The organism is Litoribrevibacter albus, assembly GCF_030159995.1.
Classification (GTDB): Bacteria; Pseudomonadota; Gammaproteobacteria; order Pseudomonadales; family Litoribrevibacteraceae; genus Litoribrevibacter; species Litoribrevibacter albus.
Genome location: NZ_BSNM01000011.1, coordinates 383,613 through 409,372, shown reverse-complemented (window position 1 = coordinate 409,372; position 25,760 = coordinate 383,613). Strand labels below are relative to the sequence as shown.

26 protein-coding genes are annotated in these 25,760 nt (G+C 45.9%); 13 read left to right on the top strand and 13 right to left on the bottom strand.

All coding sequences use genetic code 11. From position 1 onward, the window contains the following. Nucleotides 1-64: 64 nt before the first annotated feature. Together QQL66_RS08915 and QQL66_RS08910 are read right to left on the bottom strand one after the other, a co-directional pair. Nucleotides 65-868 (bottom strand): hypothetical protein, encoded by an 804-nt coding sequence (locus QQL66_RS08915; RefSeq protein WP_284380824.1) that lies wholly within the window; start codon nucleotides 866-868, stop codon nucleotides 65-67. Between the two features lie 212 nt (nucleotides 869-1,080). Continuing rightward, on the bottom strand, nucleotides 1,081-1,956 hold the full coding sequence (locus tag QQL66_RS08910) for a glucosaminidase domain-containing protein (RefSeq protein ID WP_284380990.1): 876 nt from the start codon (nucleotides 1,954-1,956) through the stop codon (nucleotides 1,081-1,083). Nucleotides 1,957-2,221: 265 nt separating this feature from the next. On the opposite strand from QQL66_RS08910, the gene QQL66_RS08905 reads away from it, so the two are divergent. Genes QQL66_RS08905 through QQL66_RS08895 form a run of 3 tightly spaced genes read left to right on the top strand, consistent with a single transcriptional unit; the run spans nucleotide 2,222 to nucleotide 4,212 of the window. After that, nucleotides 2,222-3,304 (top strand): DUF3080 family protein, encoded by a 1,083-nt coding sequence (locus tag QQL66_RS08905; RefSeq protein WP_284380823.1) that lies wholly within the window; start codon nucleotides 2,222-2,224, stop codon nucleotides 3,302-3,304. A gap of 30 nt (nucleotides 3,305-3,334) precedes the next feature. Continuing rightward, on the top strand, nucleotides 3,335-3,727 hold the full coding sequence (locus QQL66_RS08900; protein ID WP_284380822.1) for a hypothetical protein: 393 nt from the start codon (nucleotides 3,335-3,337) through the stop codon (nucleotides 3,725-3,727). 20 nt (nucleotides 3,728-3,747) lie between these two features. Continuing rightward, entirely contained in the window at nucleotides 3,748-4,212 is a 465-nt protein-coding gene (locus QQL66_RS08895; protein WP_284380821.1) for a hypothetical protein, read from the top strand. 11 nt (nucleotides 4,213-4,223) lie between these two features. Here QQL66_RS08895 and QQL66_RS08890 read toward each other — a convergent pair whose 3' ends face one another. Then, nucleotides 4,224-5,219, bottom strand: a complete 996-nt coding sequence (locus QQL66_RS08890; RefSeq protein ID WP_284380819.1) for an AraC family transcriptional regulator ligand-binding domain-containing protein — start codon at nucleotides 5,217-5,219, stop codon at nucleotides 4,224-4,226. A gap of 302 nt (nucleotides 5,220-5,521) precedes the next feature. On the opposite strand from QQL66_RS08890, the gene QQL66_RS08885 reads away from it, so the two are divergent. Next, on the top strand, nucleotides 5,522-5,998 hold the full coding sequence (locus QQL66_RS08885; protein ID WP_284380818.1) for an Mpo1 family 2-hydroxy fatty acid dioxygenase: 477 nt from the start codon (nucleotides 5,522-5,524) through the stop codon (nucleotides 5,996-5,998). 109 nt (nucleotides 5,999-6,107) lie between these two features. Continuing rightward, entirely contained in the window at nucleotides 6,108-7,145 is a 1,038-nt protein-coding gene (locus QQL66_RS08880) for a 2-dehydropantoate 2-reductase (RefSeq protein WP_284380817.1), read from the top strand. A gap of 137 nt (nucleotides 7,146-7,282) precedes the next feature. Here QQL66_RS08880 and bioA read toward each other — a convergent pair whose 3' ends face one another. Further along, nucleotides 7,283-8,635, bottom strand: coding sequence for an adenosylmethionine--8-amino-7-oxononanoate transaminase (bioA, locus tag QQL66_RS08875; RefSeq protein ID WP_284380815.1), 1,353 nt, complete (start codon nucleotides 8,633-8,635; stop codon nucleotides 7,283-7,285). A 102-nt stretch (nucleotides 8,636-8,737) separates the two neighbouring features. Here bioA and QQL66_RS08870 point away from each other — a divergent pair, with 102 nt between their 5' ends. Continuing rightward, nucleotides 8,738-9,961 (top strand): saccharopine dehydrogenase family protein, encoded by a 1,224-nt coding sequence (locus QQL66_RS08870; protein ID WP_284380813.1) that lies wholly within the window; start codon nucleotides 8,738-8,740, stop codon nucleotides 9,959-9,961. Nucleotides 9,962-10,034: 73 nt separating this feature from the next. Here the strand turns inward: QQL66_RS08870 and QQL66_RS08865 are convergent, their stop codons facing one another. Beyond that, complete coding sequence (locus tag QQL66_RS08865) at nucleotides 10,035-10,598, bottom strand: nucleotidyl transferase family protein (protein WP_284380811.1); 564 nt, start codon at nucleotides 10,596-10,598, stop codon at nucleotides 10,035-10,037. Between the two features lie 40 nt (nucleotides 10,599-10,638). Then, nucleotides 10,639-11,487, bottom strand: a complete 849-nt coding sequence (locus tag QQL66_RS08860; RefSeq protein WP_284380810.1) for an HDOD domain-containing protein — start codon at nucleotides 11,485-11,487, stop codon at nucleotides 10,639-10,641. Between the two features lie 336 nt (nucleotides 11,488-11,823). Between QQL66_RS08860 and QQL66_RS08855 the strand changes: the two genes are divergently transcribed. Together QQL66_RS08855 and QQL66_RS08850 are read left to right on the top strand one after the other, a co-directional pair. Then, nucleotides 11,824-12,981, top strand: a complete 1,158-nt coding sequence (locus QQL66_RS08855; protein WP_284380808.1) for a serine hydrolase domain-containing protein — start codon at nucleotides 11,824-11,826, stop codon at nucleotides 12,979-12,981. Between the two features lie 287 nt (nucleotides 12,982-13,268). Next, on the top strand, nucleotides 13,269-13,787 hold the full coding sequence (locus QQL66_RS08850; RefSeq protein WP_284380806.1) for a SixA phosphatase family protein: 519 nt from the start codon (nucleotides 13,269-13,271) through the stop codon (nucleotides 13,785-13,787). Between the two features lie 372 nt (nucleotides 13,788-14,159). Here QQL66_RS08850 and QQL66_RS08845 read toward each other — a convergent pair whose 3' ends face one another. Then, nucleotides 14,160-15,014, bottom strand: a complete 855-nt coding sequence (locus QQL66_RS08845) for a hypothetical protein (protein WP_284380804.1) — start codon at nucleotides 15,012-15,014, stop codon at nucleotides 14,160-14,162. Nucleotides 15,015-15,231: 217 nt separating this feature from the next. Between QQL66_RS08845 and fldB the strand changes: the two genes are divergently transcribed. Next, nucleotides 15,232-15,747 carry a flavodoxin FldB gene (gene fldB, locus QQL66_RS08840; protein WP_284380802.1) on the top strand — a complete coding sequence of 172 codons (516 nt, stop codon included), beginning with the start codon at nucleotides 15,232-15,234 and terminating at the stop codon, nucleotides 15,745-15,747. Between the two features lie 77 nt (nucleotides 15,748-15,824). Continuing rightward, entirely contained in the window at nucleotides 15,825-16,763 is a 939-nt protein-coding gene (locus QQL66_RS08835; RefSeq protein ID WP_284380800.1) for a GGDEF domain-containing protein, read from the top strand. Here QQL66_RS08835 and QQL66_RS08830 read toward each other — a convergent pair. The 6 genes from QQL66_RS08830 to QQL66_RS08805 all read right to left on the bottom strand — a co-directional run bounded on the left by QQL66_RS08830 (nucleotide 16,760) and on the right by QQL66_RS08805 (nucleotide 22,332). Further along, nucleotides 16,760-17,125: a DUF2069 domain-containing protein gene (locus tag QQL66_RS08830; protein ID WP_284380798.1), complete on the bottom strand. Its 366-nt coding sequence runs from the start codon at nucleotides 17,123-17,125 to the stop codon at nucleotides 16,760-16,762. The genes QQL66_RS08835 and QQL66_RS08830 overlap by 4 nt on opposite strands. A 57-nt stretch (nucleotides 17,126-17,182) precedes the next feature. After that, on the bottom strand, nucleotides 17,183-17,779 hold the full coding sequence (gene wrbA / locus QQL66_RS08825) for an NAD(P)H:quinone oxidoreductase (RefSeq protein ID WP_284380796.1): 597 nt from the start codon (nucleotides 17,777-17,779) through the stop codon (nucleotides 17,183-17,185). Then, nucleotides 17,779-18,132 (bottom strand): arsenate reductase (glutaredoxin), encoded by a 354-nt coding sequence (gene arsC, locus QQL66_RS08820; RefSeq protein WP_284380795.1) that lies wholly within the window; start codon nucleotides 18,130-18,132, stop codon nucleotides 17,779-17,781. The genes wrbA and arsC overlap by 1 nt, the downstream gene beginning before the upstream one ends. A 101-nt stretch (nucleotides 18,133-18,233) precedes the next feature. Next, nucleotides 18,234-19,766: a PilZ domain-containing protein gene (locus QQL66_RS08815; RefSeq protein ID WP_284380794.1), complete on the bottom strand. Its 1,533-nt coding sequence runs from the start codon at nucleotides 19,764-19,766 to the stop codon at nucleotides 18,234-18,236. A gap of 202 nt (nucleotides 19,767-19,968) precedes the next feature. Beyond that, nucleotides 19,969-20,514, bottom strand: coding sequence for a lytic transglycosylase domain-containing protein (locus QQL66_RS08810; protein ID WP_284380792.1), 546 nt, complete (start codon nucleotides 20,512-20,514; stop codon nucleotides 19,969-19,971). A gap of 87 nt (nucleotides 20,515-20,601) precedes the next feature. Beyond that, nucleotides 20,602-22,332 (bottom strand): proline--tRNA ligase, encoded by a 1,731-nt coding sequence (locus QQL66_RS08805; protein WP_284380790.1) that lies wholly within the window; start codon nucleotides 22,330-22,332, stop codon nucleotides 20,602-20,604. Nucleotides 22,333-22,552: 220 nt separating this feature from the next. Between QQL66_RS08805 and QQL66_RS08800 the strand changes: the two genes are divergently transcribed. The 3 genes from QQL66_RS08800 to QQL66_RS08790 all read left to right on the top strand — a co-directional run bounded on the left by QQL66_RS08800 (nucleotide 22,553) and on the right by QQL66_RS08790 (nucleotide 25,733). Next, nucleotides 22,553-23,875, top strand: a complete 1,323-nt coding sequence (locus QQL66_RS08800) for a DUF1329 domain-containing protein (protein WP_284380789.1) — start codon at nucleotides 22,553-22,555, stop codon at nucleotides 23,873-23,875. A gap of 128 nt (nucleotides 23,876-24,003) precedes the next feature. Beyond that, nucleotides 24,004-24,465 carry an HIT domain-containing protein gene (locus tag QQL66_RS08795; protein WP_284380788.1) on the top strand — a complete coding sequence of 154 codons (462 nt, stop codon included), beginning with the start codon at nucleotides 24,004-24,006 and terminating at the stop codon, nucleotides 24,463-24,465. A gap of 47 nt (nucleotides 24,466-24,512) precedes the next feature. After that, nucleotides 24,513-25,733 (top strand): transglycosylase SLT domain-containing protein, encoded by a 1,221-nt coding sequence (locus tag QQL66_RS08790; protein ID WP_284380787.1) that lies wholly within the window; start codon nucleotides 24,513-24,515, stop codon nucleotides 25,731-25,733. Nucleotides 25,734-25,760: the final 27 nt, after the last annotated feature.

The following is a 25,760-nucleotide window of genomic DNA, read 5'->3' as shown; positions in this document are numbered from 1 at the left end:
ATGTATAACACCTGTTCAAGTGTTATTTATCAATAGCTGATTTAGGAAGACTCGGCGTGAAAACCTAGCCTTCCTGAGACATGATTTTCTGATGTTGTTCGATGAGCTCTTGAAGATTTGCGTGCAGTTTTGTCATAGCTTCTCGCACTTGAGGGTAGTCATGACTGTCTTTTAGGTTTTCCACCTGAATTAAGATGCTCTGCTGTTTTGCCAGAGGCAGGTGGACAAACAGTTCCGGCGATATGTGAGCAAGTTCCCATCCAAAGATTTCAAGATTCTCCCGTTTGAAGAAGCTGCTTAATGCCAGGTATTTGAATGCGGAGGACAACAAGGATGCTGCACCATTCTTGTATTCCGCTAATTCAGCGAGTTTTACCGGAGATTGCGTTTCCTGTGGCGGAAGGGTTAACCAGTACTCAACGGTTAGGGTAAAGAAAATGGCCTGTTGTCTTAACGAGTAGCTGACAATGCCTAACGCTTCGGCACCGTAAGGTTGTTTCTTGGCTTTAAAATCAAAGTAGGTTCGCATCATTTCTTTGAGAACGATGGAGACACGAACAGATTCTTCACGACGCACTTCAATGGGTTGTTTGATGTCCAGCTGATAACGGAAATTATCTTCTGATATGAAACGATCATACACAGGGCCGGTGTACTCACCGCGACGTTTAGGTAATAAATCCGGTTCTGACTTTTGAATGGTGATTAGGCTATCTAACGCCAGCTCGTAATCATCGGCACGCCAGCTCTGTTTGATATCAGGAAAGGGTTGGCCTAAATACTTCAGTTGTTTCGCATTGGTTACACTACTGGCGAAGATGATAGCCAGGAAAATCAGGGCTTGAAACAAAGATAGAATAGTTTTCATGATGTTATCAGTTCGATGCTAGGCGATATCAATTGTCATTATTGTTATGAGCGGATGTTCTATCGACTTAACCTGATACTCGATCCATTGGATATCAGATTAATACGATGCTAAACATTCAGCCAAGGATGATGACACAGTCAATCCTTGGCTGGGAAGGGGCGAGTTCAAATTTCGAGTAAATGCCCGAATGATTGAACTAAATGATTAGACTAGCAGTTAGGGATGGAGAGCTGACTGATGTCAGGGTATTGAGAGCTGGTATTATCCCATTGAGACAAGTTGTTGTAGCCGATCATATGTCGAAGCTCTTCGATATAGTGGTGGCCTCGCTCAGAATAGTTTTCCAAACCACCGACTAATGAGGTGCCTGGTATGACTTCCTGTTGCTGACGATAGGAATGACGAATGTTTCGGACTTTCTCGTAGGAGCTGTTGCGGTTGATATTGAGCATGTACTGGCCCACGGACTCCGATGGGGTTTCAAAGACTTTGACTTCGTACGTCGCCCCTTCCGGTCTAAGTTGCGGCACGACTCCACAACCGGGTGAAAAACACCATTGACCAAACAAGTTGTTGGCTTCAACCGCAAAACGTGAGGTACCCCAGGCCGATTCATTAGCCGCTTGTGCCAAAGCCATTGACGGTGGAATGATATCCATCGACATTAATAATTCACTAAAGAACGCTTCATTTAGCTGGGCGTGTGAGACTCGGTGTAGTTTTGCCAGGCTTTGTAACCAGTTCATTTCTTCCTGATTAAAGATCAGTTCAAATTGAGGTACACCAGCTGTGTCTTGAGTCTTGAGGTCGTCATCGGCCTGAGCTAGTTTTTCCTTCAGGGCATGTACAATTTCACGGGTTTCATTAATTTTCTGGTTATGTTCACGAACCAAGTCCAGAGTATAGCCAAAGAAGAGCTGTTTCTTGGTGCGTACGTCCTGGATGCAGGAAAAAGGGGGGAGTGCGGCATCATCCAGGCTGAGATACAACTCTGACACATCGTTCAATACAACGGGCTTGGTATCTTCGTCTTTCTCCGGCTCGGGACAGAGGCAGCAGCTTACGATAGAGGTCGTTAGGCCCACTGTGAGCAATAATTTTAGTATCTTCCTTGAATGAAATGAGGCTCGCAAACTGAAAACTCCTACACCTATAATTGATTCAATGGTCTCTTGAGCTGACCAATGTATTCTATAGCAACGAACTTAAACTAATACACTAAAAGCAATGCACTAAAAATAAAGCTTTAGCAAGAATCCATGCATCTTGCACAACATACTAAATTTTAGTCCGAAGCATGTTCAGGGACAGGCATTCTACCACTCTTTTCTTTATGAATTTCAAAATTTAATGGAGGTCAGGCGCATCATTCAATCTATCCGTTTATTGGTGTTTCTGTGTCTGTGTTCGGGATTGCTCGCTTGCAGTCAGTCGTCTCAAGAACGAGCAGTGGTGGAAGATTATCTTTGGCGTTTGTCGAATGTACTGGATCAGCCAGACGAAGCAGTGAACGCACCGTTGATTTCTTACCCGGAAAAGCGAGGCATGTCGTTGTCCTTTTCTCAACATTCCATTGATCTGTTAGATTTTTTGGCGATGACCGGCTGCCAACTGCAAATTACCGCCGCACACAAAAACAGTGGCTTGGGCCGAGTGATGATGTCCAGTCAAAGCTTTCTCTATCAGTGGCAGTTTCTTGAAGACAGTGACGCCTGTTTGGCCTATTTGGAGTCAAATGATCCCGAGTTGTATCGTACTTTGGCTCGGGTGGTTGAGATAAAAAGGCAAGAACTGGCTGGTCATGCCTGGTTAGCTGTGTGGGCGGGTCCTGAAATGCGAAACTATTTTGGCGCTACACAACAATGGCTTTCATACGATCAGGCGATATTGTTACCAGCGGACGATTTTCAATTGCTAATGAAGATTCAGGAAATCGTTCGTGGTATTCAAATGTCCCCAGAGTTGGTCATCCCATCCGTTGCCCCGTACCGAGAATCACTGGAACAGGTACTGTCTCGAATCTCACAAACTAATCGAGGAGGCGAAGTGTTAACGACGTTGTTGGATTTGGCTGGTATGCTCAATCAAGGAACCAGAATATTAGAGAGTGGTATGAACGGACGTTTGTGTCCTCAAGGACAAGTGACGCAAAAAGCAAAGATTCTTCATACTGTATTTTTAAAGTTCTACATCGGTCAGGTTCAACCGTATATGGCGTTTGTTCATCAGCAAGGTGCTGAATGGATGAATCAGTTTCATACGTTATTGAACGGATTGGAGGTGCAAACGCCTGAAGCATTTGCTTCGTTTGAATACACCTTAAATCAGACTTCAGCCGATGGCTCTTGGCAAAGGTATCAGCGCTCAATGAAAGCGCATACCAAAGCGTGGCAAGGTTTGCTGAGCGAATGTGGATTAATGCCGGGAAATTAGCGTTTTCTGTGCTTAGTAAAAGGAATCAAGATGTCTTCCTTAGTTGTATTAGCTATGTTGTTTGTGGTGATGTTCCTTTGTTGTGGTATCGCCTTTTTGTTTTGGCGTTCAACGGTCATTCAAGATCGTTTACATGCGTTGGAAAACAATATTATTAAAGAATCAAACCTGGAGTTTGTTCCGCACTTAAAGCTTGTTATTCATAAGCCACATAAGGTAGCGCAGCGCGAGTCCCGACTTGCTAAGGCTGTCAGCGCTGTGTCTCCTGAGTACATTAAATACCGGGTTTATAAACAAGTGGCAGAAGAGTTAGAAATCGCACTCAATGAGCGTGAGATCGATGTCTCGATCGAGTTGGTAGGGATGAAAGGCAGTTCCTCTCGGGGAGCGAAACCTATGTCAGATGACTCTTCCTCCGTCTAAGGAGGATTTTCGGAGGAAATATGGAGATAGCCATTAGTCTTTTCTTGGGGGTTGTCTTTGTAGTGTCCGGACTGTTGTTCTGGCGATTCTGGCAGTTGTCAAATCGTCAGGAACAGCTTATTGCGCGTCTTCAGGTCGCATATCAGAAGCGTATAGAAGAGCTACAAAGCACTCTAAAAACGAAGCAAATAGATGTAGACAGTCTGACTAACGCTCTCAAAGAAAAGCAGCTCGACATCAACAGTCTGACAGAGGCGGTTGATTTAAGTACTAAGACGATTGAAAACATTCATCGCTCAATATCGGACACCTCCTTTAACTGGATTGAAGCGGTACGACCCGTTGAAAAACCTGCGCAAGTGATTCGCAAGGCACATAACATCACCGCTCGTGAAGTTTACGGATCGATACGGAAAGTGAATCGCTTGGTGAGTGACCTTTCTAAATTGCCTCAGTCTAGGTCGGATAAGAAAAAGAATGACTAGCTGCGGGAAGCTCAATCTTGGCTGCGCTTTTCTTGGAGACTGCAGCCGAACCAGCGTTTACATGCTTTATGAAGGCTGCTGATTTCTTTGAAGTCCAATAGGCTGACCAGGTCTGAGGTTGAACAGCCTTGGGCAATGTAGTTCTCAGCCAGGGATTTTCTCAGCTGATCTGACAGTTCAGTGAAACTCGTGTCTTCCTGTTGCAGTTTTCGCTGTAAGGTACGGCTGCTGATATTGAGATCCTGAGCCACCTCTTCCTTCGAGATATTCTGGAATTGTCCTAAGACATTCAGTTTGCTGATGATTTGCGAGCGAATGTTTCCTCGCCCTAATTCGGCCAGTTTCTTATCCGCCAATTGTTTGTGCATTTCAAACAACGATGGATCTGCACCAATCATGGTGTGGCTGAGCCATCGCTCATCGAAGATTAATTGCGCTGCAGATGCTTCGTATTCAATCGGGCAATTAAAGAACGCCTGAAAGGCTTGATCGTTTTTCGGTTTGGCGTGCGGCAGCGATATTTTGGTGGGTGTAAACTGATCATCGATGGACCAGCGAACCAAGGACACTAAGATTGTCAGAACCGCATCAATCTGATGGTAGCTGAAGGCCAGTTTTGCTGCCCTGGGTTGATAGGTGATGATGGCCTGTCCATCGTGTTGTGTTAACGCGAGACTCCCCCCGTCGCTGATCAGGGCTTGGTATTCCAAAGCAATGTTAATCGCGGAGAGCACATCCGGGCTATTGGCCCAAAGGTGGTGAATCAGGTGGAACCAGTTGGGACGAAACTGACGACCCATATGAAAACCAAATAACGGATCTTGCGTCAGCTCGATGGCTGCATTCCAAATGTTCACCGTGGCGTCTAATGGCACGCGTTCGTTTATGGCGTCAGGCAGAATGGCCACTCCGGCCTGAGTGAGCACTTGCTGTTGATCAATGCCTTTTGCCTGAGCACTGGCAAGAATCCCTTTGAGCCAAAACCCGGACACTGTTTGTTCAAACATTTTGACTCCTTTTGACGAGTTCGGAGCTTGTCACTTGTGTAAGTCCGATCGTTCAGGGGATTAAAGTTAATTGCATTTAGGGTTTAGATGCATGAATGCCAGTTAATTTTCTTTTTGGCTCGCCAGGACATATTAAGATCACCGCTGGGCCAATGTCTAGTCTTCCCACTTCCGGTAAGGTAGCTATCTATAATAAACAATAATCAGCCCTGTTCGATTCATTAGTGTGATTTGCATGTGTGACTTGCATGATCAAATCGAAGAATCGTAAGAGAGGTTGTTCAAGATTAGGAGTGGTTAGAATGTTTGCAAATAAAAGTGCAGATCAATGGTTCGAAGAATATGGTGATAGCCATCAGAATAAAGTGAATAAGCTGATTCACTGGATTATGGTTCCCGCCATCTTTTTTACCGTCGTCGGCTTGTTGTGGGAGATTCCTCGTATGGCCTGGATGGGCGAATCGGTCTGGATAAACTGGGCGACTGTGGCAATGGTGCCAGCCATGATTTTCTATTTTCGTATGTCAGTATCCATCATGGTCGGCATGGCGTTGTTTACCGCAGGATGCTTCTATCTGGCGTATTGGCTGTCTGTCTCTGTTGCGATGCCATTGTGGCAACTGAGCTTACTCATCTTTGTAGTGGCTTGGGTGTTTCAATTCATTGGTCATAAGATCGAAGGTAAAAAACCGTCTTTCTTTAAAGATCTTCAGTTTTTATTAGTCGGCCCTGCTTGGCTGATGGGCTTCATTTATCGTAGTTTAGGTATCAAGTACTAATTAGCGTTCAATCGTTCGCTTCAAGTGTGCGCGATGACTTAAACACCTTACGGCTTTCTTACTCCCGTAACTGAGAGTGAAGGTCTTTCTATATGCGATGAGTGACTCCATGAATAACAACATGACTACGGAACGTATTAAAACAGAGCGCCCTTCGTCTTCAGCTGTTACTAAGTCTGATGGACAGCATTGGGTGATTGCTGGTGCCGGGGCCATCGGTATTTGGATTGGCGCGCACCTGGTAGCGGGGGGACAGAAGGTTACCTTTCTGGCTCGCCCGAAAGTGATTTCAAATATTCAGCAGCACGGTGTTCTACTGACAAGCTGGGCGGGTGAAGAGACACAACTCTCTGCTCTGCAAATGCAGATGACGGAAGACGAATCCTGCTTGGCTGATGCCGATGTGATTGTGGTGGCGGTTAAGAGTAAAGATACCTTTGCGATGGCGGAGCAGATCTCCCGGCACATAAAGCCTCATGCTCGGGTGATCAGTGCTCAGAACGGTATTAACAACGCGTCGGCGCTGAGTAATATCTTACCGGATCATCCGGTGGCTTCGATGATGGTGCCGTATAACGTGTTACCTATGGACGCAGGGCGATATCACTGCGGCACTCAGGGGCATCTGGTGATCGATCGGATCTTTACGGATTTGGCCAAGGTGATCAGGTCTTCGGGGCTGGAAATTCAGACCGCAGATGACATGCATGAAATCTTATGGGGCAAACTGTTATTGAATCTGAACAACCCGCTCAATGCTTTGTCGGGTGTGCCGTTAGTGGAAGAGTTGAGTGATAAACGCTGGCGGAAACAGTTAGCGGATTGCATTGATGAGACCCTGACGATTCTCGATGAACTGGGCATTCAGCCTAAAGTTCAGGCGCCCATTCCTGCCAGTTGGTTGCCGGCCATTCTTAAATTACCAACCTTCATCTTTAAACGGGTTGCTAAAAAAATGTTGCAAATGGACCCGTTGGCTCGTTCGTCGATGCAGGAAGATATTATGTTGGGACGTCCAACCGAGATTGACTATATAAATGGTGAGGTCGTTCGGTATGCGAGAAGTCTGGGGATGAATGCGCCATTCAATGAGATGGTGATTTCTCAAATAAAGCGTTTGGAACAAACAGCGCAAAGCGCGTGTTAAGCATAGAGTTTAGTTCGATTTACCTGAAGCCTTTCGGCATTATGGCGATGTACAGAGTCTCTGCACATCGCCTTTTTTTATCCTCTCAATCTCAATTAGTCGACAGAGATCGATGGATGTTGGAGACATCAACATGCCTAGCGAGGGCGGGCAAACCAAGCTTTCATCACACCCGTTATTTTTCTTAATTCTTCAGGGGTAATCACAAATGGAGGCATGGTGTAGATATAACGCTCGAATGGACGAATCCATACGCCTCGTTCTGCTGCGAACTGTTGAATGCCTTGATGGAATTTGGCGTCTTTGACTTCAATGGCACCTGTAGCGCCAAGCACTCGGGTTTCCACAATTTCTTCATGTTCAAAGCCCAGCAGTTCTTCCTTGAGGATCGACTCGATGGTTTCGATGTTGCCCAGGAAGTTGTCTCGTTCGAAAATCTCAATGGCTTTCAGGCCAATGGCGCAGGCTAATGGATTCCCCATAAAAGTTGGACCGTGCATGAAGGCTTTCGAATAACTGTCAGAAAGAAACGCTTCAAAGATTTTGGTACTCGCTAGTGTCGCCGCATGGCCAACATAGCCGGCAGTCAGCCCTTTTGCGAGCACCATGATGTCCGGCACAATGTCTGTATGGTTGGTTGCGAAGAGTTTACCTGTTCGACCAAAGCCGGTAGCTACTTCATCAAAGATCAACAAAATGTCGTGCTGTTCGCACAGAGCCTTTAACCGGTTTAGGTATTCTGGTGAGTAAATATTAAAACCACCAGCGCCTTGCATTAGCGGCTCGACAATCACGGCAGCAATACTTTCTCCGTGTGTTTGGAATAGGGTTTCTGCTTTCGATAACTCTTCATCGATTGTTTCAGTCGAGGCATTGAAACCACCCTTAGGTGCAGGTAGGAAAAACTGTTCTGGGGTGATGCCATGAAACATTTTGTGCATCCCTTCTGCCGGATCACAGACCGACATACATGCCGTGGTGTCACCATGATACGCGCGTTCCAATGCAACAATCCGGGTTTTCTTCTGGTTGCCTTGGTTGAAGAAATACTGAAGCGCCATCTTGATGGCTACTTCCACACCGACAGAACCACTGTCGGAGAAAAATACGTGGTTCAAGCCTTCCGGTGTGATCTCAACCAGCTTGCTGGCAAAGGCCTCTGTGGTGCTGTTTTTCAATCCCCCCAACATCACGTGGCTGAACTTCTGTGCCTGATCAAACATGGCCTGGTTCAGTTCGGGGTGGTTGTAACCGTGACTGACACACCACCAAGAAGAAATACCGTCAATGAGTCGTTTACCGTCGCTCATGGTAAGGTAAACGCCGCTTGCTTCTACAACCTCAAGGTTGAGTTCAAGACTCTTCATTTGGGCATAGGGATACCAGAGCTTTGAATATTCAGGGGTGTTTGAACCCTGGCTATTAGCTGCGTGCTTATTCGATGCTTGGCTAGTGGATTCTTGGCTATTATTAGTATCTGGTGTCAGCATGGATTGAATGGACTCGTATGGAAAACGTGTATTTAAGGATAGGACTCATCCCAGCTTCAGCAAAAACCCGGACAGTATATCACTTTAAATCAGAGGGAACGTATGACAGCCCGACGCTATGACATAACTTTGTATGGAGCAACAGGATATACAGGCCGGCTAATTCTTATTTATCTGTGTGAATCATTGCTTGAAAACAGCGCGTTGAAACATCCGGTTTCTCTCGCAATCGCAGGGCGGGATCGCAATAAGCTGGAACTGTTAAAGCAAGAGATGGTAGAAGCGGATCGGGCCAATGAGGCTATCGCTGTTGAAGTGGCGGATTGTCATGACGAAGAAGCATTAATGGGATTGGCAGAAAAGACACAGGTGATGATCTCAGCGGTAGGCCCTTACATGGAATTAGGGGAACCTGTAATCAAAGCCTGCGCGGAAAAGGGGACGGATTATCTCGATATCACGGGCGAAAATGAATTCGTAGACGCTATGTATCCCAAGTACGACATGGTTGCCCGTTCCACCAAGTGTCGTTTAATTCATGCTTGTGGCTTTGACAGTGTTCCCCACGACCTGGGTGTGTTGTTTGCTGTACAACAACTTAGCGAGCAGGTGGGGGAGTTAGTTCGTGAAGACGTGGTGGTGGATACTTTCGTTAACTTGGGTGGGCGAATATCCAGTGGTACCTGGAAATCGATGATTTCCATCATGTCGAGATTGAGGCATTCAATTCACCCTAAACAACTATGGCGGTCTCTTGTGTCGGGTAAGTTTGTTGATGGTCGAACGATTCGAATCGCTCGGCCGCGAATGGAATATCGCTCTAAATTACGAAGTTGGATCGTTCCTTTGCCTAGTATCGATAGTCAGGTGGTACGTCGATCCGCTGAGTTGTTTGAACAATACGGTCGAAGCTTCACTTATGGACACTATTTGCAGATACGTTCTTTGCCTAAGTTGTTAGTGGCTTTGGGCGGTGTGTCCACGATGATTGGTTTATCGCAATTGCCTTGGACTCGGGAAAAATTACTCTCTCTGTTTCCTGAGGGGGATGGCCCCTCTGATGGTGACCGAGAACGGGCTTGGTTTAAGGTGACGGTAGATGCCCGTTGTGGCCCTCATCAGGTATTGGCCAGTGTCCGAGGAGGCGATCCAGGTTATGGGGAAACGGCTAAAATTGTTTCGCAAGCGGCTCTGGCGTTGATTCAGGACAGAGAACATCTGGAGCCTGTTTATGGCGTTCTTACTCCTGCAGCTGCTTTTGGTGAATTGTTGATTGAGCGGCTGATTGCATCCGGCATCCAATTCACTTTATTGGATGAGTACTAGCCAATGCTTACAGGCTAATGGCTACTGACAATGAATACTCGCGTATGTATGTGAGCTTGAGAGATGGTGGCTATTAGTTATCCGTGCTTAATGGGGCGTCCAAATACAAGCCTTCCGATCGAATGACATCCACCACCGAGGCGGTGGTGAAGTTCAGTAGTCGGTCATCTGTTGCGCCTTCGGCTACGGTTTGGCGAAGGCGTGTGCTGCGGATCGGTTGCTGCTCTTCACAGAGGATTTTATTCCAACGCTGATCAATTTCCTGATGTTTGTAGAACTTCTGCCAGGTCTCGGGATTGGCATTATCGGGGCCCATGATAAAGGCGAGTTCTGACGTTCCCAGCTCCTTTTCCAGTCGTGCTAATACATCAAAGGTGTAAATCGGGGAGAACCCTTCATGAAACATTTGCTGTTCGATGTCTGATACGTCAATAGGGCAGGGAATCTGAGACTGAATGTCATGCACGAAGCCTAAGAGCATTCGATATCTAAGTTCGAATGGCAGCATTTGTTTGCCAAAGGCATGACTGGCGGAAGGCACTAAGAGAATGGTTTGGCATGAGCGAGATGCCTGAATAATCGCGTTTTTATGTCCTAATGTGGGAGGATTAAATGCGGAACCAAAAATACCAATCATAGCTGCTTACCCGTGTGACTAAGCAGCTACTCTACTGGGATTAGATCAAGCTTTCCATATATTCGGAAAACTCTTCGTAGGTGGCTTCCTCCATCATCAATTCTTCACGGGCTGAATCGTGGAATTTCAGAAACTCCATGCTCTCCGGCACTTTAATCATTCTCACTTCTTCCATATGGGCCGTAGCCGTACGAACCACTGAAATAAGCGCTCCTAAATCATCGACGCCAGAAGGCGTGATGTTGGTATCGTGAAGATGATAAATGGATTTACAGACACGCTCGGGAAGACTCCATAATTCGGCCACAATGAACCCGACCACTGAGTGATTGGTATTCATTAATCGTGCTTCCAGCTCGTGGGTAGTCAATGGATAAGCCCGTGCTTTTTCATACAAAATTTCATACTTCAGATTGCCTTGTGATAACAACATGCAACCTATGTTTGAAAACAGTCCGGCCAAGTAGGCTTCGTCCCGATCAACATGGCCTGACGCACTGGCTAGCCAAGCGGACCCGGCAGCAATCATCAGACTTTCATCCCAAAGTTTGGCGTGGAATTCATTCATTGGGTTTAAGGAGGCTTTAAGTGCTACGGCAATGGTTATTTCATTTAAGCGCTTTATACCCAGCACTTTCACCGCGTGAAAAATTGTAGTGACGTCTTCAGACAGACCATATAGGGGGGAACGGGCTGCTTTTAACACTTCACCGGTCAACGTGGCATCCTGGCTGATTAAACTGGTGATTTCGTCAATACGCAGATGGGGTTCCTGGAGTAAGCGTTGCACTTCGGTAATGATGTCCGGCACCGAAGGCATTCTTAACTTACGTATGACTTCATAGGCGGCTTCCATTTCTTGTTTTGTCGGTATACTTGCTGCACCCATAAATCGTTCTTTCCTCTACCACTTTAAGTACTTGCCTTGCGGTTACGGCGTCGTTCGGTGTTTCTCGTTCAAAACCTTGTATGTGATGTTTAGTAAGATCAATCTACTGGTAATAGTAGTTCAAAGTTTTGAATGAGGCATTTTCAGACAGTGGCAAGACAGTACAAATACTTCATACTTTTAATTTGAGCATTACTCAGCATAGATCAAAAATCCAAGTTTGCGCCTAATAACATGAATTTATCTCGTACAGCTGATTAATTGCTTTAAAAGCATGTCAAAACCATTTGTGGTAAAACAATTTCTCGGAAACAAAAAGTAAGGTGTTGTAACGGTATGTCGATGGTGAATGGATTTGTAACACCCGAATTTTATTCGGTCAGAGAAGCGTTTGAGCAGTTGCTGTTGAGTGATGATAGCCGAGGTGCCTCCTTGGCATTGGTTCACAAAGGCGAGCTGGTGGTTGACCTTTGGGGTGGCATGTCTGATGCCGATGAACAACAAGGTTGGCAGCAAGATACCATCGCCAATGCTTTCTCATGTACCAAGGGCATTGCTGCTATTTGCGTGTTACGGGCCGTGGAACAAGGGCTGTTGAGCCTGAATGACCGGATCATCGATTATTGGCCGGACTTTGCCCAGGAAGGCAAATCGCATCTCAAGGTGTCCGACATCCTTTCCCATAAAACGGGCGTATCTGCTATTGATGCGATGATTCAGGCCGACCATCTTTATGACTGGGATTACATGTGTCATGCGGTGGCAGAGCAAGCACCCTGGTGGCCATACGGCCAACATGGCTATTCACCATTAACCTTTGGTTGGATGATCGGCGAAGTCTTCCGTCAGGCAACGGGTCAGACAATGGGGCAATACCTTCAGAAAGAAATTGTGGCTCCTATGGGGTTGGATTGTTTTATCGGGACGCCGGAGTCGGAGTTCCATCGTTGTGCCAAGATTGAGCGCGGTCGTCCGGTGAAAGGTGATCCAATGGTGGATGGCCTCTTTAAAGAAATTATGAAAAATCCAACCGGAGTGTCGTCGAAAGCATTCGCTAACCCGCCGTCGGCACAGCGGGGTACGAACTCGAAAGCCTGGCGCTCGATGGAATTACCGTCTGCTAATGGACACACCAACGGACGTTCGTTGGCGAAGTTGTACGGAGCGTTGGCGAATGGTGGTTCACTGGATGGTTTCCGTTTGTTAAAACCCGAGTCGCTTTCTTTGTGCTGGTCTGAAACGGCGCGAGGCTATGACCCTGTGTTGCACACCGATACCCGATTCAGTATGGGCTTTATGATGTCTCAGCCCAGTCGCTTGGCGCAGTTTGGTGGCCCTCGATCATTCGGACACCCAGGCGCGGGAGGCAGTATCGGTTTTGCTGATCCCGATGCACAATTGGGCTTTGGTTATGTTCATAATTATATGGGGCCTTATATTCTGGTTGATCCAAGAGCGGAAGGATTGATTACCGCTGTGTATGAATGTCTATAGATTGGCCCTTATGTGGCTCTTGGTTCTGATTATGTGATTCTTAGTCTTGGGTTCGTAACTTGGGACATTGTCATAAAAAAGACATATAGCCTTGATAGGATTCCACACCAATGTGAACAGCCGGTGAGCTTGTTGTTCATATGACTGAGCTGGATTTGTGATTGTCGAAAGAGGTCACGCTTCGACTCGGTTTCCTTGTTGATGTGAGATAATTGTTGGGGGCCAATGAAAATACCTATTTTCACAGCCCCTTTTTTTATTCGCATTATTTACGCAGGATGTTCTATATGAAGCAGTTGATATTGATTCGTCACGCTAAGTCCAGCTGGAAATTCGATGGATTAGCCGATAAGGATCGGCCTCTCAATAAGCGAGGTATTCAAGATGCTCCGATGATGGCATTGCGTACCTCAAAAGCTCTGGAGAAAACCGATCTCTGGTTATCCAGCCCTGCCACCCGAGCAATCCGAACCGCTGAAATCTTTGGCCAGTACTGTAATCGTTCACTGAGTAGTTTGAAGCTCAATGAGCAGTTGTATGATGCCAGTTATTTGCATTTGATCACGGAACTTCGACAGATCAAAAATAAATGGAAGAACGTGGTGCTTTTTGGACATAACCCTGGGCTAACGGATCTCATTTTTACCCTCACCGGGGAAGATCTGGATAACTTACCCACCTGTGGTATGGCATTCATTGAATTTGCACTGGATGATTGGTCTGAACTTGCATCAGATACTGGTAAGCTGACCCGCATCGAGTATCCCAAGAAGTACAAGCAGTTGTCTTCGGGAGTAAGCGCTTAACTCGCATTTACGCACTTTTCTTAACTATCCGTGCTCTTATGTAATGCGATGGTTAAAAAGTGTACTGATGTGACTTGCGTCACATTTGTGTTTCGCTATCTCGTCTACTTTTTAAACAGTGACTACCGACTGAGTCGATAGCTCTCAATCTAAATAACAAAAAATTGGCCTCTGGGTTCCTATGACAAGTGATCATCCTTGTGCAGAACCAATGAAGGTCAGGCACTTAGGAGTAGAGTCATGCAGTACGATGCACAGTGGAAAGTCTTTGTAGCCCATTCAAAAGAAGAACAATTGAATTGCCAAGCCTTATCGCTTTATCTTGAGGATCTACTGGCCATTTGATCATCAAATGGTGTCTTCTCTCGGAATTTAAGCTACTTCAACACACGGATGTGTCACCACCTCCTCATTAACCCTGCTTGAGTGATCCGAATATTCGCCTGCTGTTGCTTGTGTTAACAGTGAATCGTAGTGAGTCTGCATCATAGAACGGATTTTTCTGGCTTCCAGTTCAATCAATTCCTTAGCAAAGGGTTTGTCCCGTAAGGCGGAGGGATGGATGCTGGGTTGATATATCTTGCACATGACGTTCATCTGAGGGATGCAGCCTTTCAACATGTGTGGAATATTGATTAACCGGTTTTGTTCGATGCCATCTCGATAACGTTTGGGCAGCAATCGGGTCATCGGGATGAGCGCTTTGGGAAGGTGAACGGTTTGGCTCCAGTGCTCACTGCCTTGATGTACAAACAATAACAGCGGCGTTTGGGTTTCAATACTGAGTTCAATGAATCTTGGACTTACAAAAGGCTGTAGCGTTTTTCCATCGAAATAATGACAGTTCGTACCTTCCGGTAAAATGATTAAGTCATTAAATGTCTGGTTTAGCAGCAGCTCTTTGAACCCGGGGTAATCCAGAGGGCGATCAAGTTGAGTGAGGTATTGTGTTATCTGCTTATGAATGGGCAGAGAATAAAAACCTCGCCAGGCAACGCCCGTCGGTTTTCGGCCTTGACCACCGTGGGTCAGGAGTAAGTAATGGAATGCCAGTGCTGCAGCCCAAGGGCCATAAAATCCGCCGTGATTCATAATGCAGAGTAGTTTGCTGTGGCGTGTCAGCAGACTTCTTAAACAGTCGGATTCCTCGTTTAATCGTATGTCTTTAATAAACCAGGGGCGGAATTTTTTGCCGATACTTTCTTCAAACTGGGCGATATCCTTCATGGTACGCATCCTTGTGCAGACCGATATTAAATGAATTCCAAATCATTGTTGCGAATAAATATTACGACTCTAAGACATCGGCCAATCTGGCGTGTTTCAGGCATCACTTTGCTGTAGAATGTCGAGCCAAAATATTGGTTCGGGAACTTTTTCTTACCTTAATAAATCTCAACGAGTGAGAAAAATCCCGAGTTATTACGTTTCAATGAGGTGTTGTTTGGCTACGATTGGATTGTTTTATGGTTCGAGTCTCGGAAATACCGAAACGGTTGCCGAGAAGATTCGAGACCTTTTGGAAGGGCACTCAGTTGAAATGCACGACATTGCAGCTGTAACCAAAGACAGTTTTGCTGAGTATGATTATCTGATTTTGGGGATTCCTACCTGGGACTACGGTCAAATTCAAAGTGATTGGGGTGAATTTTGGCAGGAGTTAGGCACGGTTGATTTCTCTGGCAAGCTAGTCGCGCTGTTTGGTCTAGGTGATCAATTCGGATACGCCGATTACTTCCTGGATGCAATGGGAATGCTTCATGATGTGGTGATCGAGCAAGGTGGTGCAGTTGTCGGTTACTGGCCTATTAAGGGCTATGAATTTGAAGAGTCCAAAGCACTGACCGAAGACGGTAAAGAGTTTGTTGGGTTGGCCATCGATGAAGATCAACAACCTGAACTAACCGACGAGCGTGTTGAAGCGTGGGTTGCTCAGATAGAAGATGAGTTTGATTTTTAAAACAGTCTCGCAAGCGTAATGATATATACTCAAGATAATCATTTACCCGTTGGAGACGTCATTTGCTAGAGCCCTCGGTGCAATATCGTTCAGTGATTCGGTTAACCGAAACGCGTGATATCCAGAGTGTGAATACTACTTTTCTGGATATCCTCAATTCGGTGATTCATGGACGATTTGTTCTCTATGTCTTGCAGGGTATTGGACGAGAAAACCGGTTTGTTCTTTCGTCAGAAGTAAACCCGTTTGGTCCGGATGCAGAGAGCATTTTGGCTTTGTTCAATCCTAAAGCCGAAACTCGTCCGAGCTTACCTAAAGATCTGCGTCCTTTCCCTCTGGCCTCTGTTAATGGGCTGCATGCGGTTTTGATCGTAGATCGAAAAGCCCAAATCCAGGATGAAGTTTTTCTCAACTTCATCATCACTGTGTATTGTAATCAATTTAACTTGGTTGAAGCGTGTTCCTACGACGCGCTTACCGGGCTGATGAACCGTGGTGAGTTTGACAAGAAGCTTTACCAACTGTTGGATAATCACGGTCAATCCAATCGACGTAATGAGGCGGTGAACTCCTGTCTGGCGTTACTCGATGTAGATCACTTCAAGCAAATCAACGATAGGTTTGGTCATCTGTATGGGGATGAAGTGCTTCTGCTGTTAGGTCAGCAATTGCCCAAAGTATTCCGTGAGGATGATTGGTTGTTCCGATATGGCGGCGAAGAGTTTGCCATCATCCTGAGAGGGGTGACGGAAGATCAGTGTGAAGCCATTCTTGAGCGTGCAAGGTCTGCAATTGAAGCTTACTGCTTCCCTCAGGTGGGGAAGGTGACGGTCAGTATTGGCTATACTTACGTGGATCAGATCGAAACCAGCAGTGGTCTGATTTCTCAGGCGGATGCCGCTTTATATTACGCTAAGAGTAATGGTCGAAACCAAGTGCAGCGTTATCAAGCGCTGATTGACCAAGGAGCATTAGAAAAAGGCTCCGAGGTCGTTGGCGATATCGATTTGTTCTAATCCGATACCTTATCCATACCACGCATTTTCCAGCGTCCTAGCATCATTGCTGCGGTGAACAAGAGTCCAACTGTTACGCTTTCTGCCAATCCGATGTAATACATTCCCGGAGAGAAGATGTTAACGACGGCAATAATGAAGTAGAGCAGCAGCATAAAGCAGAACCATTGAAAGGTTCTGGACGTTGGCTTTAACAGGAAGGGTACAAACAACAACAGTGGTACTGATTGAATCGCCAGTAGCACCCATTGAATACGTTCAACTTGCTCCGGCATGATCAACTTGTTGTAGCCAAATATGCCAAGCAGAGCGATGAACAGAATCCAAAAGGCAACGTAGGTTTTTTGATAAAAAGGGGTCATAAAGAACTCATTAACTGGGGTTATGTTAGGTGTTGAATACCGGGGTGTCGATATAGGTTAGTTGCTTAACTTCAGCGCAAGCTGTGCCAATCGTTTCCCTTGGGCATAGCACAAAGACTTCTCTTCTTCGCTAAGTGCATGTTCACCCTGAGAACCCGCTAAATGTGAGCTTCCGTAAGGCGTGCCACCCGTTTGAGTGGACGACAGCTCAGAGTGAGAATAAGGAAGACCTGAAATCACCATACCGTGATGAAGCAGCGGAAGCATCATCGTCAGTAATGTGCTTTCTTGCCCGCCATGAAGGCTGCCGGTCGAGGTAAACACTGAAGCTGGCTTGCCTTCCAAGTCTCCGGATAACCAAACCGAGGTGGTACTGTCCAGAAAGTATTTCATGGGGGCGGCCATATTGCCGAAACGTGTTGGACTTCCCAGAATCAATCCGCTGCACTCTCGAAGATCATCAAGTGTTGCATAGAGGGCACCTTGATCGGGAATAGCTGGTTCGGTTTGTTCTGTAGTTGCAGAGACTGCCGGCACGGTACGAAGTTTGGCTTCGATACCGTCTACGGATTCTACGCCTCGTGCAATGTGGTCAGCCATTGTGGCTACGTGACCATTTCGGCTGTAGTAAAGTACCAACACATACGGTTGCATTACAGAATCTCCAACACCTGCTCTGGTGGGCGGCCAATGCGTGCTTGCTCTCCTTTAACCACAATCGGACGCTCGATCAGTTTAGGGTGAGCAATCATTGCAGCCAGAATATCTTCTTCCGTTTTATTGGTATCTTTTAACTCAAGATCTTTGTATTCCTGTTCTTTCGTACGCAGTAATTCACGAGCGCTAATACCTAATTTTGCCAATACGTCTTTAAGCTCATCTTGGCTTGGAACCTCAGTTAGATACAGACGTACCTCAGGAGTAATCCCTTGTTCTTCTAATAGTTGCAATGTTTGGCGGGACTTAGAACAACGCGGATTGTGATAAATGGTTACGGAAGCAGACATATCAAACCTCGAAAGATAAATTTCGAGGTATTCTACTGAATTCTCAGAGAGGGAGAAATGCCTAGCTTAAAGATTAAGGTTTAAAGGCTAAGGCGTTACGGTTAATGCGCTGCATGGAATTTAAAATGATCCAATGAACGAGTGTGGTTCAGTAAGCTACTGGCCTTAATCAGATACCGGCGTTGAGGGTGAATGGTGGTTAATTCATAGGTTCTGCCGCAAAGGTATAGGTGGGGGCTGGTAATGATGGAGTAATCCCGATCGCTGTCTTGATCAACGATAACCACCGCCGGATGTGTCTTTTGAGCCATATCTGAACCGGACAGGCTACGAATGAATCCGGTTCGAATGATCCCCGGAATAAACTTAATACCGACTTTAGAGCCTTTGTATTTGTCTTGGGCAACCCAACGAATGATGCCGGCCATTGTGTCTACTTTTTGGTTTTGGCTCGTTCGAGACAGGTGTATCACTACCAATTGGCCAATAAGTATTTCTTGTTGAGTATTGCCTGCCACCCTTAAGCAGCAACCGTGAGGGCTTGAATCTATTAATTGAACATCGATTAAGGAGTTCTCGCTCTCAATGGTGGCTTTGGAAAGATCTTTATGACAATGATAAAGCCCCATAGTCATAGAGGCTGGAACGGTGCAGCGACTTCTTGTTTCTCCTCGCTTGAATTTTTGTCCCCAGTGATTCAACGCACTATCGAGAACTTCTTCTGCATCCGCCCGGTTTGGATTCAGGATGAAGCCCAGAGAGTGTGTATCAATACCATGATGTAATTGATCTATATGTTTGCTCGCTATGTTGACCAGGTTGTCCGTCAGCAATGTTCTTAGATATTCGGAATCGTTCGAATCCTGAATTCTAGAGATCACTGCATCATTGCGACTGAGGTCGATATCGAAATGAGTACCCTGAATATTTCGCTGATAAGGGATCAGGTCGGCGCAATAACTCCACTTGCTCAAGTAGTGGTTCAGCATCCAGTTTTGCGCGGTTTCCATATGATAAGGATCGGCGGTAAACATCAAGAGTGATTTCTTATACAGCCACTCTAGAGTCATGCCTTTGGCCAGAGTTATGTACTTTTGAGGCATGCGCGTCCATTCCATCTCTTCGGCTAATTTATATAGCCGGTGCATTTCTCCCCAGATGTTTAACGGTTGGATTTGATGCACGCTGTAAAACAGCATGAGTAAGGTCGACATGTAATAGAAAGACGCAAATAAGGCTACAAAGGCACGTTTTTTGTCGTTGTGAGCCAACGCATCCATCAATACTTCTTTGTAGCCGTAGCTCATTTCCTGGGTGAATTCCCGAAAGGCATCTTGTTCCTGAAGGGAACGGGATCTGATGATGCCTAACTGTTCGGGGCATTGAGGGGTATAGAATAAGTGACAGACACCATAGGGAACATCGAACGCTAGCATTAGCTTTAAGCGTAATTGATAAGAAACCTGACTTCGATTGATGACAGACAGAATGTTGACTGATTTCATCACGGCAGAGGGCATATCCGCGAAGGGCAGGTTTCGTAAAATCAGTGCAAGTTCATGTGGATCAGAGTAGAGAGTCCCCTGATCAGATGCATGTACTTTTGGAACGGTCAGTCGTAACGACTGCTGCATATGATCTCCTTATCCCGCAGCATACGGCCTAAAATGTGTCTGATCGACATAACGTATTTCTATTGGAAATAAACCTATTTCAAAGCCTAAAAGTTATTTATATAGAGACTAGACTGAAATGGTGTTGATAGGGTGGGAAAACAGATGGGTGGTATGTAAGAGATAAGCTAGACATTTAAAAAGAGTGAACGGAGTCAAATGATTAGTTAACTTGCCAGTATTTATCCCAGAACTTAAAGACCTTTTCCGGGTACTTGGTTCGACCGAGACTTCCGTTATAGCGAGCTAATCCCCGCTGCAAATTCCCTTTTTCCTTATCGATATAGTACTTCAATATGGTGCAGCCATATCTAAGGTTAGTGGCTTCGTTCATGAGATTGTCGTTTGTACGGCCTAATTCTTTCTTCCAGAACGGCATGACTTGCATGTACCCTTGAGCCCCAACCCGCGACAAAGCAAACCGGTCAAACGCACTTTCCACATGAATAACCGCCATAACCAGCTGAGGGTTGAGCTCTGCAATGCTGGCTTCTTTGTGGATATTAATCAGAAGTTCCATACGGGTTTGATCGTCTTTAATAAAACGTTTCAATCGGCTGGACATATCTGTTAACCAGACGTCAGCATCGAATCGGTCTTTAAAACCGTGATTGGAATTAACGGCCGACAATAATCGCTGTTTGAGTTCAGGATCTGGCTGTTGGCTGGCAGACGTAATAGAAGGGAGCAGCGTCGATAGGGCAATCAATATGACGCAAAAAACGAGATGAAAATACCGCCCTCCCAACAGGAGGGCGTATGTGTTCAATGATGGACTGCTCATTGAAATAATTGTTTATCGCTGGATGGTATCCGTCAAGAACTGAATGATGTCATCTTTTGCGATGTCTTTGGCATCTTCTTCACGACGGTTCTTATACTCAATGGTTCCGTTTTTCAAACCACGGTCACTGATTACGATACGATGTGGAATACCGATCAGATCCATGTCTGCGAACTTAACACCTGGGCTGGTTTTCTTGTCACGATCATCCAGTAGTACGTCGTAGCCCATGTTAGTAAGTTGCTGATAAACACTTTCGGTCAGTTCTTTTACTTCGTCAGATTTACCCATAGGTACGATACCAACCTGGAACGGCGCAATGGCGTCAGGCCAGATCATGCCACGATCATCGTGGTTCTGTTCGATGGTTGCAGCAACAACACGTGATACACCGATACCATAACAGCCCATGATCATCGTTTGAGCTTTACCGTTTTGATCCAGTACATTGGCACCTAAGGCTTCACTGTATTTTGTGCCTAGCTGGAAGATGTGACCCACTTCAATACCGCGTTTGATGGTAAGCGTACCTTGACCGTCCGGGCTGGCATCGCCTTCAACAACATTACGAATATCAACCACCTCGGTGATGTTGGCATCGCGTTCCCAGTTCACACCTGTCAGGTGGAAACCGTCTTTGTTGGCACCAGAAACGAAGTCAGACATAACCGCCGCTGAACGATCAACATAAATCGGCAGATCCAAACCAGCAGGACCGATAGAACCGGCTGAACAACCCAAGGCTTGTTTGATCTGTTCATCGCTGGCAAAGGTGAGAGGTTCAGCAACGGCTTCAATGTGCTCAGCTTTGATTTCATTCAGTTCGTGATCACCACGTACTACCAGAGCAACTAATGGTGCAGATCCTTCGTGATCTTCTGCAACCGCGCCTTCGACGATTAAGGTTTTAACAACCTGATCCGCATTGATGTTGAGGAAGGCTGTCACTTCTTCAATTGTTTTTTGATCCGGTGTCGATACGTCTGTTTTTTCTTGCGTCGGCGCCTGACGTTCGGTGGTTGGTGCTACCGCTTCGGCCTTTTCAATATTGGCTGCGTAAGGGCTGTCAGTACTGAATACGATGTCGTCTTCACCCGATTGAGCCAATACGTGGAATTCGTGAGAGCTTGAGCCGCCAATGCTTCCGCTATCTGCTTCTACAGGGCGGAAATCCAAACCTAGACGATTGAAGATATTGCAGTAGGTTTCGTGCATTTTGTCATAGGTTTGCTGCAAACAGTCTTGTGAAACGTGGAATGAGTACGCGTCTTTCATCAAGAATTCGCGGCCACGCATCAAACCAAATCGTGGACGAATTTCATCACGGAATTTCGTTTGGATTTGATACAGGTTCATCGGCAATTGTTTGTAGCTGGATAGCTCATTGCGCGCGAGGTCAGTAATAACTTCTTCGTGAGTTGGGCCAACACAGAAATCGCGGTTGTGGCGATCTTTAAAACGAAGTAGTTCCGGGCCGTATTGTTCCCAACGGCCACTTTCCTGCCACAGTTCGGCCGGTTGAGCTGCTGGCATCAGTACTTCCAATGCGCCGGACTTGTTCATTTCCTGACGAACAATGTTTTCAACTTTTTGAAGCGTCTTTAAACCCAAGGGAAGCCAAGTGTATAAGCCTGCAGCAATTTTTCTGATCATGCCTGCACGAAGCATCAGCTGGTGGCTGATTACCACTGCATCAGATGGGGTTTCTTTTATGGTAGGAATCAGATATTGGCTTGTACGCATTGGATTTCCTGAGAAATTAACAAATTTAAAGGTTGAACGTTAAACAATCGGCTATTGTAAAAAGACTCATGCATTTGGTATAGCCCTAAGTGCCAAAAAGCAGTGTTTATTTCTGGTGATGGTTACAAAAAGTAAACAAAAGTGCGGCTAAAACTCGATAGAATTCAGACGTTTGGTATCTGGGTTTTGCGAGTCGGCTGTCTTAAGGTAGGTGTAGTAGATGTTTAAAGTGATTGCTTTGTCTGGAATGGCGGTAATGTCATCCGTTCTCTTTTCATCAACGGCTTTGGCTAATGAAACGCCAATGGGAAGCCCGGTAGAAGGCGATGGAAAAGATATTCCTCGCTGGGAAGGTGGGTTAACTACACCGCCTGAAGGGTTTGATGGTGACTATATTGACCCCTTCAAGAGTGACACGGCGTTATTCACCATCACGCACAAGAACGTGAATGAATATGCAGAGTATTTAACCGAAGGCCAGAAAGCGATGTTTCGGAAGTACCCTGACTATAAGCTTCCCATCTATATTTCTCGTCGTACCGCCGCCTATCCTCAAAATGTTTATGATGCACTTGCTTCAAACGAAAAGAATGCTGAACTGTTGCCACGAGGTACCGGGGTTCGGAATTCTGATTTAACCAGCCCGTTTCCAAACGCCCAAACCGGTGAAGAAATGATTTGGAATCATATTCTTCGGTATCGTGGTGAGACCTCAAAAGCGGTCGTTTCTGATGCGGTTGTGTTTGAAACGGGTGCCAAGAAAGTGATGCGTAAAGACATTGAGATTTATGGCGTTTACTTTGATCCAGAGGTTTCTCATTCAGATCGCAAGAACAAAATTTTCTTACGAAAAACCAAAAATCTATTCCCGCCTTCTGTCGCTGGTCAAATTACCTTAGTTCATGAAACTTTGGATCAGGTTTTGTCGCCTCGTAAAGCATGGTATTACGCACCAGGTCAACGACGCGTTCGTCGTACGCCGGATTTGGAATACTCGGATGAATTGTTTAACAGCGATGGCTATAAAACCGTAGATCAGGTGGATTTGTATAACGGTGCACCGGATTTGTATGAGTGGAAGGTAGTCGGAAAAACCAAAAAATACATTCCTTACAACTCGTATCGCATGGTGGGTGAGAACGTTTCTGCCGACTCGTTGTTAGGTGAGAAAACGTTGAATCAGGATTACACACGCTATGAGCTTCATCGGGTATGGCATTTAGAGGCGGTGCTTAGGGAAGGTATTCAGCATCAGTACGCGAAACGCGTCTTTTATATCGATGAGGATACCTGGCAAGTGGCTTATTCTGAGGAATACGCAGAACCACAAGGTGAGGTTTGGCGTTTCAGTGAAGCTCATGCGATTAACTTCTATGATGTGCCGCTGGTGTGGACTGCCGGTAATATTACCTATGACCTTCAAAAGGGCGGGTATTATGCTGAGTGGTTGATTACCAACGAAGATAAACACCCTGAATTTAATACTAAACTGAATAAACGGGATTTCAGTGCTTCAGCCATGAGGCGAGAAGGGCGGCGTTAAGTTGAACTATTCAAGGGGCGCTTCGGCGCCTCTTTTGTTTTTAGAGTCCACGAATTAGGTTGAATACTTGCGAATCCCTTAATGACGTGGAAAATACTTGGAAAAGTAAGCGCTTTAAAGGAGCGAAAATGGACGGTCCAGTAAATTTCGAATTGCATGAACGACTTGAAGCCGATACCTATCACATTGGGGATTTTCCATTGTGTAAGGTGTTGCTGATGAATGATCAGCGTTTCCCTTGGTTTATTTTGGTCCCTAGAAAGGGGCAAATGACCGAGTTATATCATCTAACCGAAGAAGATCGTGTTTCTTATATTCAGGAAACATCGTTTTTATCCCAAAAAATCATGGATGCGTTTTCAGGGCATAAACTGAACGTGGCGACCTTGGGCAATGTTGTTCCTCAATTGCATATTCATCATGTCGTACGTTATCGCGATGATGCCGCGTGGCCTGGTCCGGTTTGGGGATTTGGCGAAGCGGTTCCTTACACTGATGAGGTTTTGAAAGAACGTTTGTCTCGCTTGAGCTTGCTGAAAGGAGAACTGTTTACGCCGACTCAGTTTTTAAAAGATCTGTTGGAAAACTAAGACGGTTTCTTTCTAAAAGGGATGTATGAGCAGTAGGGGAGAGAGCAGTGAATCCTTCAATTCGAAATAAGTCTGGCAAGATTGTTTCTAGACGAATGATGTCAGGCCTGATTTTGTCCGGTTTATTAACGGGTGCTCCAGCGCTCCAGGCTCAGGAAGACTATCAGTTACAGCAAAGCTATCAGCCTCAGGAAGATTATCTCGATGTTGTTCAAGAGTTTGAACAGTATCAAGAAGACACTGAGGCTGAGTTCCGTGCGTTTGAGGAAGCAATGGAATCGGCTTATCAGGATTTTCTGGGAGATATTGAGAAGGAGTGGGGGGACACACGTTTTACCGATCAGTATCAATGGGTTCAATATTCGGGTGATCTGAAACAGCGTACCATCGTTGATTATCAGAATGATTCGGTCGTCATTGAATACATGGATGTGGATTCCAAAGAAGTCACTTATCAGGATGTGACCCAGCAGCTGAACAAAACGCTTCAGACCAACATCCAAACGGCCATCGACAGTGATCCGGTGTTGCAAGCGGCGTCAAGAGCATCCGGCTTGGTTATTGAGGTAGAGGCCGATACTGCGGTGGAGGCTATGCTGCCTTCGTCTTCGGTCAGTAAGAGTACCAACTCTATGGCAGTGGCGGAGGAATTGGTCGATAGCGAGGGTGTGAGCACCAGCTATTTACCCGTTTCCCGACGTTTGACGGTCGTTATTAAATTGCCTGAAGAATTTGGTATGCACAAAGCGGAACGCTATTGGAAGGCTACTGCCGAGTACGCTAAAGCGTGGAAGTTGGAGCCTGCGCTCGTGATGGCAATTATTCACACGGAAAGCAGTTTTAATCCTATGGCTCGCTCCAGAATTCCTGCCTATGGTTTAATGCAGATTGTGCCGAGAACAGCAGGGCGGGATGCTGCCAGGATGATTTTCGGAAAAAGCAAAATGTTAAAACCCAAGTACTTGTTTGATCCGAACAATAATATTCAGGTGGGCGCTGCTTATCTGCATGTGTTGAATCATCGGTATTTAAAAGGGATTTATAACCCGGAAAGCCGGTTGTATTGTACGATTGCGGCCTATAACACGGGTACCGCAAACGTCGCAGCTGCTTTTATCGATCAGAAAAGTATGCAAAAAGCCTATGATCGAATTAATCAGCTGGAACCAAGTGAAGTCTATGACATCCTTGCCACGAGATTGCCGTATCGTGAGACGAGAGATTACCTCAAAAAGGTGGTCGGTAGATATCAACTCTACATCAATTAAAAAGATCGCCTAAAAAGGCGACATCAT